The 12,782-nt window shown below is 34.6% G+C and carries 18 protein-coding genes; 1 reads left to right on the top strand and 17 read right to left on the bottom strand.

Going from position 1 to position 12,782, the window contains the following annotated elements; genetic code table 11:
• Positions 1–9: 9 nt before the first annotated feature.
• The 12 genes from ACLKMH_RS14595 to ACLKMH_RS14540 all read right to left on the bottom strand — a co-directional run bounded on the left by ACLKMH_RS14595 (position 10) and on the right by ACLKMH_RS14540 (position 6,069).
• Positions 10–375 (bottom strand): acetamidase/formamidase family protein, encoded by a 366-nt coding sequence (locus ACLKMH_RS14595; protein ID WP_413698813.1) that lies wholly within the window; start codon positions 373–375, stop codon positions 10–12.
• A complete protein-coding gene (locus tag ACLKMH_RS14590; RefSeq protein WP_413698812.1) occupies positions 332–964 on the bottom strand; it encodes an acetamidase/formamidase family protein in 633 nt (210 codons plus the stop codon). Before ACLKMH_RS14590 ends, ACLKMH_RS14595 begins: the two co-directional genes overlap by 44 nt.
• Positions 954–1,322 carry a hypothetical protein gene (locus ACLKMH_RS14585; RefSeq protein ID WP_413698811.1) on the bottom strand — a complete coding sequence of 123 codons (369 nt, stop codon included), beginning with the start codon at positions 1,320–1,322 and terminating at the stop codon, positions 954–956. The genes ACLKMH_RS14590 and ACLKMH_RS14585 overlap by 11 nt, the downstream gene beginning before the upstream one ends.
• Entirely contained in the window at positions 1,319–2,572 is a 1,254-nt protein-coding gene (locus tag ACLKMH_RS14580) for an ABC transporter substrate-binding protein (protein WP_413698810.1), read from the bottom strand. The genes ACLKMH_RS14585 and ACLKMH_RS14580 overlap by 4 nt, the downstream gene beginning before the upstream one ends.
• 20 nt (positions 2,573–2,592) lie before the next feature.
• Positions 2,593–3,075, bottom strand: a complete 483-nt coding sequence (locus ACLKMH_RS14575) for an ABC transporter permease (protein ID WP_413702356.1) — start codon at positions 3,073–3,075, stop codon at positions 2,593–2,595.
• A 223-nt stretch (positions 3,076–3,298) separates the two neighbouring features.
• Positions 3,299–3,460 (bottom strand): hypothetical protein, encoded by a 162-nt coding sequence (locus ACLKMH_RS14570; RefSeq protein ID WP_413698809.1) that lies wholly within the window; start codon positions 3,458–3,460, stop codon positions 3,299–3,301.
• Positions 3,461–3,516: 56 nt separating this feature from the next.
• On the bottom strand, positions 3,517–4,368 hold the full coding sequence (locus ACLKMH_RS14565; protein ID WP_413698808.1) for an ABC transporter permease: 852 nt from the start codon (positions 4,366–4,368) through the stop codon (positions 3,517–3,519).
• A gap of 2 nt (positions 4,369–4,370) precedes the next feature.
• On the bottom strand, positions 4,371–4,538 hold the full coding sequence (locus tag ACLKMH_RS14560; RefSeq protein WP_413698807.1) for an ANTAR domain-containing protein: 168 nt from the start codon (positions 4,536–4,538) through the stop codon (positions 4,371–4,373).
• A gap of 26 nt (positions 4,539–4,564) precedes the next feature.
• Positions 4,565–4,942 carry a hypothetical protein gene (locus ACLKMH_RS14555; RefSeq protein ID WP_413698806.1) on the bottom strand — a complete coding sequence of 126 codons (378 nt, stop codon included), beginning with the start codon at positions 4,940–4,942 and terminating at the stop codon, positions 4,565–4,567.
• Positions 4,939–5,256, bottom strand: a complete 318-nt coding sequence (locus tag ACLKMH_RS14550) for a transporter substrate-binding protein (protein WP_413702355.1) — start codon at positions 5,254–5,256, stop codon at positions 4,939–4,941. The genes ACLKMH_RS14555 and ACLKMH_RS14550 overlap by 4 nt, the downstream gene beginning before the upstream one ends.
• The gene (locus ACLKMH_RS14545) at positions 5,159–5,890 is read right to left on the bottom strand and encodes a transporter substrate-binding protein (protein ID WP_413702354.1); all 732 of its coding nucleotides are present in this window, start codon (positions 5,888–5,890) and stop codon (positions 5,159–5,161) included. Before ACLKMH_RS14545 ends, ACLKMH_RS14550 begins: the two co-directional genes overlap by 98 nt.
• Entirely contained in the window at positions 5,872–6,069 is a 198-nt protein-coding gene (locus tag ACLKMH_RS14540) for a hypothetical protein (protein ID WP_413698805.1), read from the bottom strand. Before ACLKMH_RS14540 ends, ACLKMH_RS14545 begins: the two co-directional genes overlap by 19 nt.
• A 451-nt stretch (positions 6,070–6,520) precedes the next feature.
• Here ACLKMH_RS14540 and ACLKMH_RS14535 point away from each other — a divergent pair, with 451 nt between their 5' ends.
• Positions 6,521–6,700, top strand: a complete 180-nt coding sequence (locus ACLKMH_RS14535) for a DUF6435 family protein (protein ID WP_413698804.1) — start codon at positions 6,521–6,523, stop codon at positions 6,698–6,700.
• A 252-nt stretch (positions 6,701–6,952) separates the two neighbouring features.
• Here the strand turns inward: ACLKMH_RS14535 and ACLKMH_RS14530 are convergent, their stop codons facing one another.
• The 5 genes from ACLKMH_RS14530 to ACLKMH_RS14510 all read right to left on the bottom strand — a co-directional run bounded on the left by ACLKMH_RS14530 (position 6,953) and on the right by ACLKMH_RS14510 (position 12,431).
• Positions 6,953–7,603: a VpsP family polysaccharide biosynthesis protein gene (locus ACLKMH_RS14530; protein ID WP_413702353.1), complete on the bottom strand. Its 651-nt coding sequence runs from the start codon at positions 7,601–7,603 to the stop codon at positions 6,953–6,955.
• Positions 7,604–7,631: 28 nt separating this feature from the next.
• Positions 7,632–8,372 (bottom strand): tyrosine-protein phosphatase, encoded by a 741-nt coding sequence (locus ACLKMH_RS14525; protein WP_413698803.1) that lies wholly within the window; start codon positions 8,370–8,372, stop codon positions 7,632–7,634.
• Positions 8,373–8,378: 6 nt separating this feature from the next.
• Positions 8,379–10,520, bottom strand: coding sequence for a GumC family protein (locus ACLKMH_RS14520; protein ID WP_413698802.1), 2,142 nt, complete (start codon positions 10,518–10,520; stop codon positions 8,379–8,381).
• Between the two features lie 163 nt (positions 10,521–10,683).
• Positions 10,684–11,247, bottom strand: a complete 564-nt coding sequence (locus tag ACLKMH_RS14515) for a polysaccharide biosynthesis/export family protein (RefSeq protein WP_413698801.1) — start codon at positions 11,245–11,247, stop codon at positions 10,684–10,686.
• A complete protein-coding gene (locus ACLKMH_RS14510; protein ID WP_413698800.1) occupies positions 11,244–12,431 on the bottom strand; it encodes an outer membrane beta-barrel protein in 1,188 nt (395 codons plus the stop codon). The genes ACLKMH_RS14515 and ACLKMH_RS14510 overlap by 4 nt, the downstream gene beginning before the upstream one ends.
• Between the last annotated feature and the right edge of the window lie 351 nt (positions 12,432–12,782).

The following is a 12,782-nucleotide window of genomic DNA, read 5'->3' as shown; positions in this document are numbered from 1 at the left end:
CTTTATCATTTACTCAAAGACAATGTTAGGAAAATAGAAACTAACCACCCAATTAGGTGCATCGACTATTTCACTAATTCGTAAGTCACCACAAACAGAGCACAACATGTATGCTTGTTCCGGTGGCATATTATGCTGATGGCTCAGTAAATCGACCATTTGCATTAATGCATTACGAGCACCTTCAAGCATATCTGCACCTATGCCTGTTGTTACTTGGTAACCTTTACCATCAAGGTGCCTTGTAACAGGCCCTGGGGTTGTGAAGTATGGTGAATTAATCGATTTATTATTAACGACATCAAACTCTAAAACGACATCCATTGGACTTTCAATAGCCGTTCCACATACTTCTCCATCTCCCTGTGCAAGCATGTGTATCACCGACTGAGAATAAAGCACCTTCTACTTCAACAGGCAAATACAGTGTTGTTCCCGCACTCAAGTCTCGGATATCAAGATTACCGCCTACTCGTCTTGGAGGAACCACTGAATGTAACCCTGATTCAGCTGGAGCAAGCCCCATTGTTCCTGCAAAAGGTTTAAGTGGTACATTAGCAAATTTACCAAAAGCACTGCTTGTTGGCATATTGGCATCATAATCCCAAATATTTAATACCGGATCTTTAAACTGGTCTGAAAGTAAGCCAAATCCAGGAATATTTGCAGTCCAACCAAACCCACTTGCTTTGAATTCATGAACCGTTACTTTTAGTAAATCACCAGGTTTAGCACCATCTACATAAATCGGACCTGTCACAGGATTTATTAAACTAAAATCTAAATCCACAAGGTCTGATAAACCAGAGTTCTTATTTAATTGTCCCCCTGAACTATCTAGACATTGAAATTCTAAAGTAGTGCCTGGTGTTATCTTATGAGTAGGCTTAATACTATTATCCCAACCAAAATGATGATTTTCGCTATGAATAGTTCTTATTAAGTCATTACATTTATTGCACATCTTTCACCCACACATGATCATAGTTAACAGGAACGTGAACAGGATCCACGAAGATAGCATCTGCACCACCTAAACGCTGAGAACGTATTGTAAAGCGACGTTCATTAAATACAGGTACCCAAGGAGCATCGGCCATAACATCTAGGTATATTTCTTCCCAAAGCTTAATACGTTTTTCATGGTCTTCAGGATCTGCCATAGAGTCTGCTAATGATGCTTTCTTATCCAGCTCTTCATTACAGTACCAAGACCAATTCCAGCCACCTTCTACTGCGCCAGCACAACCAAGTATTGGTGCATAAAAGTTTGATGGATCAGGAAAGTCAGCAATCCAAGCCATACCACCAGACCAAATCATAGGAGCTTGAGATTTATCACCACCTGCTCTGCTATTACATTTGCTTGTGCTAAAGATTTGATTTCAACATTAATCCCGATTTTAGATAAGTCTTGCTGAATAGCCTGTGCAATACGAGGTTGAGGCTCTGTGTTTGCAACATATAATTGTGTGGTAAACCCTTCACTCAAACCACTCTCATTAAGTAATGATTTTGCTTTATCAATATTGTATTGATAACCTTTATAATCCTTTGAATATCCAGGCATAGCAGGAGGAAGTGGCTGATTTGCGGGTACTGCTCGACCATTAATAATTCTTACGATCCTATCTTTATTGATTGCCATATTAACTGCTTGGCGTACTTCTAGTTTATCAAAGGGAGCGATTTCAACATTCATGGTTACATAACCCGTATGTAATTGGTCTCCAACTACAATTGATTCTTTATATTTTGGATCATTTTTAAGCTGTAAGAATTTAGCTGGTGGGATACCGTCGCCGGCTAAATCTGCATCACCCTGCTCAAGTCTCAATAAAGCCACAATTGGTTCTTGACCAAATTCAAATGTAATATTATCCAGATAAGGCAAACCAGTTTTGTTATAAGCTGTATTTCGTTTTAAAGATAATGATTGTCCAGTTTTCCATTCATCAAGTGCAAAAGCACCTGTACCAACTGGATGCTTACCAAAATCTAGTCCCCATTTAAGGACTTCTTCTTTAGGTACAATTGATGAAAAATTTAAGGCCAAGACATGCAAGAAAGTGGCATCAGGCTGTTTCAATGTAAACTCTATCTCGTAATCACCAATGACTTTTATGCTATCAAGCGTTTTTACTTTCCCTTGATTAAGTTGATCAAAACCATCAATTGAACCATAAAACCCTGCACCGGGACTTTGTGTGGTTGGTGTAATCGTTCTTTCAATAGAATATTTAGCATCAACCGCAGTCATTTCTCTTCCGTTGTGAAATTTAACGCCAGGTTTTAATTTGAATGTATACGTAAGGCCATCTTCTGAAATAGTATAACTTTCAGCTAAATCGAGTTCTAACTCAGTCGTGCCTGGTTTATAATCTAATAATCCATCAAAAAGACTTTTTATCATTGACCAATTTTGCCAATCATAACCAATGGCAGGATCTAACGTTGAAACATCATCTTTATAGGTAACTATCATCGAGCCACCTTGTTTGATTTCGGTTGCTTGAACAGAACTTACGCTCAAACATAAAAATAACGAATTTAATAAATGTGATTTTTTCATAGTTCTTCCTTGTTTTGAGTTTACATATTTTTAATATCGATTCTAGGGTCAATTAATGGAGCAATTAAATCAGCAATTAGATTTCCAATTACAATTGCAAATGCTGATACTAGGGTCACTGCAACTATAATTGGTGTATCTACTCTCTGAATCGCTTGCCATGCTAATTGTCCTATTCCTGGCCAGCCGAAAACTGACTCAACTACCACTAACCCGCCAACAAAAATTCCAATGTCGATACCTATCATTGATATGATAGGTAAAATGGCATTAGGAATAATATGACGAGTTATGACCTGAAAGTTGCTCAGGCCTTTTGCTCTTGCCGTCCGAACAAAATCTTGATGTAACACTTCGATCATTGAAGATCGAAACATACGTGAATACCATCCACACCCTAATACGCCTAATGTAAGTGCAGGTAAAATAAGGTTTGAAAACTCTCCATAACCTCCAATAGGAAACCATGCTAGTTTTATCGCAAAGATATAAAGGAATAACATTGCGAGCAACAAATTGTGGCGCTGACACGCCTACAAATGACGTTATCATTACCATACGGTCAATAATCGTATTTCTTTTAAGGGCGACAGAAAATTCCAAGGCTAAGCCCAATAATTAACTCAATAACGATTCCAGCCGCCATTAATTCAAGAGAAGCTGGCAAACGCGTCGCGATTAAAGTTGAAACCTCAGTTTTTGTAACCAAGAACGGCCAAAATCTCCTTATAGTAAATTCCAAAGATATTGAAAATACTGTTGATAAAAAGGAAGATCTAAACCAAGTTGATTACGTATATTTTCTACTGTTTCTGCAGTCGCACTTCTTCCTGCTATTTGTCTTGCAGGATCAGCGGGTATGAGATATAGGAGTGCATAAGTGATCATTGATACTCCAATGAGTATCAGAAAAGCATAAAGTATTCGTTTGATAAGAAATTGAATCATGCGTCATCTCTCCCATTAAGTGTTGGATCAAGTGCATCACGTAAGGCATCACCAAGAAGATTGAAACTAAGTGATAACAAAACAATGACGGCACCAGGAATAAAAACTAACCAAGGAGAAATAGTAAAATAGGTCTGATTTTCAAAAATGATATTACCCCAGCTTGGTGTTGGTGGTTGAACACCGATCCCTAAATAAGAAAGTGTTGCTTCAAGTAATACCGTTGTTGAAATACCTAAAGTAGCCCATACCAGAATAGTGGGTAAAAGATGAGGAAGAATATGAGAAAACAAGATTTTTAGTGGAGAAATACCAATTGAAATTTCTGCCATCACGAAATCTTTTGCACTAATCGCTAATGTTTCAGAGTAAATTACTCGCGCTATTTGAACCCAATTTACCATTGCTATAACCATCGCAACAATCCATATGCTTGGTGTGAAAATAGCCGCTAATGCAATAGCTAGTAATAAAGCAGGAAATGCCATTATCAGGTCAGTAAAACGCATCAATATTGAGCCTAACCACCCTCTTACATAAGCGACAATGACTCCCACTAATACACCAATAAAAATAGCAACACTATTAGCAACAATGCCAATCATTAATGACGTTTGAGAACCATAAATAATTCGCGATAATAAGTCTCGACCGAGTAAATCAGTTCCTAAAAGAAACCTAGAATTGGGAGGTAATGGCGCCCCTTCCATTGTCAGTCCATCAAAAAATTGCTCTGTTGGATCGAAGGGAGCTAACCAAGGTGCAAAAGTTGCACAACCAACCAGAATTATTACTATTAAAACAGCAAAAATATTAGAGGGCCTATTACAAAGAGTTTTTAAAAACATATTTACGCTTCCTTGTTATATACATGATGACAATTGGTATTTTTAACTAAGGACTCGCATAGCGTTTCTATTTCAATATTTTTAGACATAGAGATTGTACGGATCATCTCATAAGCTTTTTGGTCGTTTATTTTGAATTCTTCCATAAATAGAATGACCGCTTTAATCACAAAGTCGCGAGATAAATGTTTACGCTTTAAATGGTTATATTGGTTATCTTTTTCTTCATTTTTTTGAATAATATTCGAGCAACTTGCAACGTAGATAATAAAGCTAACTGATGTATCGGACGTGTTAGGACAGCATGTGCACCAAGCTCCATAGCATGTTGAATCTCGGATGGGGTAGCATGAGAAACAAGCGCAATAAGTGGCCTGTTTTGCTCAAATATAGATCTATCGTTAAATTCAAGAACAGTTGCGACATCAAATATAATGACGTTATTGTCTACAGGTAAATCTGCATTATTAAATTGAGAGGTTAAAAGCCCTAATCGATTGGCCACTTTCTCAATACTTGCTATATCTCTTTCTTTGTTAGATAAAACGTATATTTTATTATTATCAGATTTCATATGGCTTTTAATCCTTTAGAATAAGATGAAAGTTCAATCACTTTGGCTGTTACTCTGGCATTTTGAAACGACATAAATGGGTTTGGTTGTATCAGTTCTGTTTCTCGTACACTTTTAAAATAATCGTTTACTCTAAGTGCTACTGTACAAGGCAGGCTGGTATGGTGATTTTCATTTAACTTAATTAATTCACCCTTGGGGCTTAATAATTCAATTTCAGGCAATATCGATTGTATTTCTTGAGTACTTAAGGATTGACTTAATTTGACCGCCTTTGCAAAGGCAAATACTGATAAATAGGTCGCTCCAGAAATAGCCAGATCTGTTTGCTTTATTTAGGGACGATGTTTTATCAGATAATTCAGGTGTAATTGTGGATTCAAAAAATGGATTTGAACTTATCAACTCTAAATTGGGTAAATCACCTAAAACGGCTAATTCGCACTCAGTTAAATTACAACTAAGCACTCTCATTAAGGTGTTTTCTTTTATAGAATTGTTTAGTTGTTTTAGAAAAGAATAATTTGATTCACCCACTAGGTTATTAATGATAAAACTTGGGCTCTCTTTTAATATATTATTTATACATAAACTAAAATCAGTTTCTTGCATATGAAATAGTGCATCAAATACAATACTTCCTGAATTTGCCTTAACTATTTCTTTCGCAATTCGACTACTTTCCCACCCCCAAACATAATTAGAAGAGACTAAAGCAACTTTATTTCCGTATTTTGGAATCGCATAATCCATTAAAGGTAATAGATTTTGATTTGGGCAAGGCCCTAAGTAAACAACCTGCTCTTCACATTCATAACCTTCATAAGGACTACTAAACCAAAGCATCGCCTTATTTTTTTGAATTTCAGGTAATAGCACCTTCCGGGCACTAGAGGTTATTGGCCCAAAAAAATGATTAACACCTTTGTTTAAAGGTTCCTTATCGATGAAACATAACTTTCATCGATTCCTTTAGGATTTTCTGACTCTGCAATTAATTTAAAAGGATAAGATTCAATTTTATTTATTTGCTCGATTGCAAATAGAGCACCTTCTAATGCACTTTTTCCCATAAATCGATAAGAGCCGTCCGTTGAAAATAACAAACCTATTGAAATTTCCTTCATAAAATAATCCCTAAAAAAAGAAAAAAAGCCTAAAGTAAAACGTTTAAGTTTTACTTTAGGCTTCGTTACCTTTGATGCTTTTATATGAGTCTTATATCTTGCACCATTTCAGTTCTATTAATGCTTTAAACTGGTGCGCATTTTCTTAGAATGCTCATGTTTATACTTGTATATGTATTACAATGAAATTTCCGTGCCAATTTTAATTGCACTATAAATTTACATTACTGAATAGTTAATTTCGTTTCCGCATTTCTATATCTTACGCTTAGACTTATCGTTTATTTAACTACTGTTTAGTCGCGCTTCAAAAATAAGATCCATATTTTTATCAATTGATAATTAGGAATACAAGAATAAACATTTAAAAGCGTTAAATTAATAACTCTATTTGAACTAAAAAAACTATTGTTACGTATAACTGAAAATACTCAATCAAAAGGTACTCGATATGTTCTCATTTTTCAAAAAAGATCCAATTAAAAGCTTAAACAAAGACTATTTTCAAAAACTTGAACAGGCAATGAATGCACAGCGAAATGGTGATATTAAATCATACTCAATAATAACTGCTGAAGCAGAGGAAATTAGAGTTAAAATTGAAAACTTAGAAGCTTCAGAAAGTGCTTAGTTTCAAGGGTTAAGCGAATTAAAAACAGCTATTAGCTTCGAGCTGTTAGCTTTCTGTCGGATTAAAAGAAAAATAAATACATTTTTACCACAGAGGACACAGAGGTTAGGCAAAAAGATTTTGGTATTGTTTTTCTTTGTGTAATGTAATCTGACTGTGGTGAAAAATTGCTTTAATGGTTTTGTTTTTAATTCGTGTTCTTAGTGTAATTAGGTGTCCACTGTCTTTAGATTTTCTCTATAGTAATTTTAACTATTTTTTACGGCAAATAGAATGTCGCATTGCACTTTGTACGTCATTTAGTTTAGCAACAGTACAAACAATACTTGTACGTCCAATAGAGTTCGCATAATTTAACAGGTCATTACGAGACTTATTATTTCTTAAAGTTCGTTTAATATGTTCCAATCCTTCTTTGATTGGAAAATCAATTAACTGCCCCCAGTAAAGCAATTGAAACTTAGCAACTTGCAAATTTACTTCATAGGCATAGGGGCCATATTTAACCGCTTGTTTAATATAAAAATAAAAGTCTTCATCAAGTTGTTTAAGATTAGCTTTAACATTAGCCATAAAAATCCATGTCAAAGGCCATTGTTGGCGTAATTCCGTTGACCTTTGGTAATAGCTCAATGCTTGAGAAAGTGATGTTTGGTATAAATGTGTATCGCCGTAATTTGCGTAGGCCTGCCATTCATAAACCTTGGCAGCTACATTTAAATAATGCGGAAAATGACCATGTAAAAAAAGCATCGTTTGAGTTGCATTCAGTGCATCATCCATTTCAACCTGTTGTACTTGTTTGTTTTCCTGCCAGCGTATTAAATAGCTATCTACCTTTAAATAACTCAAATTTGCAAAGGCATACTTAGTAGCAAAAAAATCACCGTCAGTGCGGTTAATATCAACAAATAACGAAACAATTTTATTTTCACTGAGCAGTCCAAATAGTTGAATTTGACTGAAAAATTAAATCAGGTGTTTCCACAAACAACTTTTTAGCAACATTTTCACTGAAACGTGACTTAACGTCCTCAAAAGCCTCTTTCATTTTTGATGGTCGACGCTTCAAATTGTGCATATCTGAAGCAACAATGGTTACTTCTTGTTTTTCGATCATTTGCCAAGCCAATTGTTGCGACCGGTCACCAAAATCCCCCAATAAAGAAGAGGCTGTGATTTGAAATAAACAATCACGCTGTTTAAATGGTCGTAATAATTCAGGAAACTCCCAAAGATCACGGTTTCGTTCAGGGTGAGCAATCATAGGCTGAATATTATTTTTTAATAACCAATCTATTAACTTTTCACTACCAGGAGGAATATGACTATGTGGGAATTCAAGTAATAAAACATCATTGCCCAACCACTTCCCCATAAAAGGGAGTTGTTTTGTTTTGGCTAAAATCATAATTTCAGGACATATACGCACTTCTGCCGCATATGCTAAAGATATTTTATTTTCAGAAGTTTGTAAGTGTTCGGTTAGTTTAGTAAAAGCCCCTTTAATAATATGCATATCATTATCAAAAGTGCCTAAATGAATATGTGGTGTGGCTAATATTTTAGTGACACCACTCTCTAATGACTGATTGATCATTGTGATAGTTTCATCCATAGAAGATGCACCATCATCAATATTAACTAATATATGGCTGTGTAAATCAATCATTACAGGCTAACTAGATTTACCATTATTTTCCTGGCCATAACCGTAATAATCATAATAACCTTCATAACCGTCTTTTCCACCCTTCTTGATGTTGACTTGATTAAGCACAATCCCATCAATTTTGGCTTCAATTTCCATTAACCGCGAAATACCTTTTTTAACAATGCCTTGTTTCGTTGATTCAGAACGAACAACATAAATTACTGAATCAGACTGTTTAGCTAGTACTAATGCATCGCTCACTGCTTGTGTAGGAGCAGAATCAATAACAATACGATCATACTTATCTTTTAAAACCATCATTAAAGCTTCGAATTTAGCGTTAGATAAAAGTTCTAAAGGATTTGGTGGAATAAATCCAGCGGACAAAATATCTAAACCAGATTTTTCATCATGAATAATTGCATCAGCTAATTTCTCAGTTCCTGAAATCACATTAGATAAACCTGCTTGATAAGGTGGTAAGTTAAAAATACGCGTAAAACTTGGACGACGCATATCAGCTTCAATCAATAACGTTTTCTCCATTTGCGCCATAGCAAAAGCAATGTTAATCGACGTTGTTGTTTTACCTTCACCAGGAATAGAAGAAGTAACGACCACTACCTTATGATCATTATCAATATGTGATAAAACAAAACCAGTACGCAAAGTTCGCACCGCTTCTGCAAAGCCTTTATGTTTTTCATCAAAATAAGTATGAGAAGGTAAAGACTCTTTACGTTTATGAGGAATTAATGGTAACAAGCCAAGCAAACGAACACCTAATGCACCTTCAACTTCCTGTGCCGTTCTGAAACTGTCATTTAGTGCGTCTAACACAAAAGTTAATACCACAGCAAAACCAAAAGAGGCAACAAAGGCTAATAACACAATTAACTTTTTATTTGGCTTAACGGGATCAATAGAAATCTCAGCTTGGTCAATGACTCGAGCTTGTTGTACTTCTAAATCTGTTGTGATTTCAGTTTCTTTATAACGCGTTACAAAAGTATCATAAAGATTCTGATTAGCATCAACTTCACGTTGTAATTTCAAATAGCCCTGTTCTTTGCTAGTCACATTTTGAAATTTTGCTTTCTCAGTTTTTAACTCTTGTTCAAAACGACGCTCATTGTCTTGCGCCGCTTTTAATTCTTTTTCAATACCTTTAACCAATTTAGCGACCTGTTGTGCTAATTGCTTATTGATAGAAGTAAGCTGTGCTTTAGCCGCAATTAATTTTGGATGTTTAGGCCCATAACGAAAGCTTAGCTCTGAGACTGTTTGTTGTACCTGATTTTCAAGATCTTTTATGTTTTCAATTAATGGATGATTACTTATTTCAGGTAAACTCATTAAAGCATCAATATCATTTCCTCTAATTTTACTAACAAACAAATAAATAGTTTCTGCTTCAAAGCGTACTTTTTTAGCTTTTAAATAGCTTTCAGTAATACTTTGTAATTCATCACTAGCAATACTTCGAACACCCTTAGATTCAATATCAATAAGGTTTTCTTTTATACGGTAAGCTTCTAATGCGTTAATAGAATTTTCTAAATTCAAACGTAATTCATCTAAACGACTATTTAACCAACCAGCCGCTTTTTTGGTTGAATCAAGTTGTCCCGACATTTCCTGAGTGATATAAGTATCTGCAACCGTATTAGCCACAAGCGTCGCTAACAAAGGATCTTCCGAATCAAAGGAAATATTAACCAATTGAGTTTTACGAACCGGACTAATAGTCAATTTTTCTAAGAATGTTTCAATTAATTTAACTTTATTACGACGTTTATCAAGAATTTCGTCAGCTTGAGTATTGACCATTTCCACAGGTAAATAAGAATCTATAATAGATTTAACTTGGGCTTTGAATTGCGATACAAGATCATCTTTTTCATCAGGAAGAAATTCTTTATGTGATTCTAAATTAAGCTTATCAATAACCTGCTCTGCTACTGCTCGAGACTTAAGAATTTCATACTGGGTTAAAAAATATTCATTTCTTGAGGTATCAACCGAATAGACAGAATCGATAGAAACTGTTTTTTCAGTGTCTGCTTTAATTAATAAAGAGGCTGTAGAACGATAAATTGGGGTTAACCCCATAACAAAAATAGCAACCAAAAGTGTGGTAAAAAAGAAAAAAATAGAATTTTCCATTTTACTTTCATAATTATCTGCCAGTAAACTTTTAGGTCGATAATTTGTTCTTGTGAATCTGCAGATTGATTGTCTAGTTGCATAATGATTTAGGGTCCATTTCCTGATCAATTTTTAGCTCAAAAGAATGAGCTAAAAATTAAATGACTAAAAGTAAAACTTATTAAATATTCGTTAGATTAAAAAAGCTCTGTTCTATGGTAATAATATCACCAGGTGATACAGCATAAGTTAAATCTACCTTATCCCCTTCGTCGTTCGTGCTCTTAGAATCTTTAATATATATTTTGGATACAGAAGCTCTCTCTGTTAAACCTCCTGCTAAAGCAATAGCTTGATCAATATTTAAACCAGGTTTATAAGGGTATCCACCTGGTTGTTTTACTTCACCATGAATATAAAATGAACGGTAAGTAATAATATCTACTTGCACGGAAGGGTTTAATAAATAATCTCCCTTTAAACCATTATGAATTAATGCTTGTACTTCAGGTGTTGTTTTATTTGTGACAGAAATAAGACCTATTAGCGGAAAATTGATATTACCATCATCATTTATCGTTAATTCTAACGTTAAATCTGGTTCATCATAGACTAAAATCCTGATTTCATCGCCAGCATCTAAACGATAATTGCTAACTTCATTAGCATTAACAACTAATGAAGTTAGCATTGATAATGCAATAAAAAATAATTGCTTAAAGTTCAAATTTAATGTCTTTATCATAATGCAACCACAACCCCTAAACTAACAGCATTTTTGTCATAACTAATATCAGAAGAGTTTGAATCTTTAGTCGTATATTCATAACCAGCTTTAACTTGCATCCAACGAGTTAAATCATAATTTAAATACAACATAGCATAAGTTGTATCATCTTCACGAGTTGTACCAACATAGTCTTCGTTAGCATAAATAAATTGTAAACTTGAATCAAAATCAGTAGTCCAATCATGATTCCATGATAGAGAACCACCTACTGAATCGATGTAATCACCTACAGTATCAGAGTCTTCCGCGCTCTTATTTACATTAGCAGTAAAAGAAGTGTGTTCGACAGGCTTCCATTCAACACCAACTTCAACAGTTGCACCAGAGAAGTCATCACGGTTATCGCTGTCAAATGTTTTATATTGATAACCCGCTTTCATAATACCGGTTGTTTTAGCCAACCCATCCCATCTTGCACCGAATAGCACACGAGTATCTCTGTTATCAAGACTATCACTGCCGGTCGCTAAATAATCATATTGAGCATCTGTTGTGTTCAACTCTAAAGTTAAATAAGTCACGCTACCGATTTGGTAATCAGCATCAGTAAAGATTTTTAATTTACCAACATCTCTGTATTTAGTAGTAGATTCAAAGTTAGTAAAGGTTTTATCTGTATAAGACAAACCACCACCAACACGCATAATTGAATTTATGCCACCATATTGAAAGTAACCTTGAGCAGTCAATAAATTATATTTGATAGGTTCATCAAATGAAGAAGCATCACCCTCTGTTGTTTTACTACCTCTATCTTCATGGGTATTTTCAAAAGCCAGATTGAAATCAGTACGTTGTTTATCACTGAATTCAGTATGTCCATAAAGAGATAAATTATGATCAACAAAGTTGTCGTCACTACTGTTAGAGTAAGTACCTGAACTTAATTTATAAAGAGCACCATAACGATTAATACCATCATCAGTGCCCAACATAAAAGAAGGTGATAATAAAAAGATAGAAGAAGAAGTAACATCTGTTTCTTCATTATAAATATTATCATCATAACGAACTGTCGCTTCGATTTGAGGAATAAGAGATATTCCATCAGTTAATTCAAAGGGTGCAGGGTCAAAGTTTTCAGCACAAGCACTTGAAACACTTAATGCGGTTAGCGATAAAATAGGTAAATATTTCATTTCTTCATCCTTAAATAATTATTGAAAATTATTATTATGTTGATAATAGCGTATTAATTTTATTAAATCAGGATCCATAACACTGATTCACCTTATTATTTATACTCGTATAAAACCTTATGGTGTTTTTAAACACTACTAACTATTTGTAGCTGGTTAGCTTTATTATTTTTATAGTCGTATAATATTTATTTTTTGTAATAATCACTCACAGCCAGCAACTATCAAAACTCCATTTGCCATTAGAAATGCACAACTAGTAGCCCAAATCTTGTTACATTCCCTAAGAAGCACAACTCTTCTACCACTAGTAGCTAAAAAACCTATTTGACCTTCGTAGCTCGTAGCTCG

Source organism: Psychromonas sp. KJ10-10 (genome assembly GCF_047323245.1).
Classification (GTDB): domain Bacteria; phylum Pseudomonadota; class Gammaproteobacteria; order Enterobacterales; family Psychromonadaceae; genus Psychromonas.
This window is presented reverse-complemented; position numbering and strand designations above follow the sequence as displayed.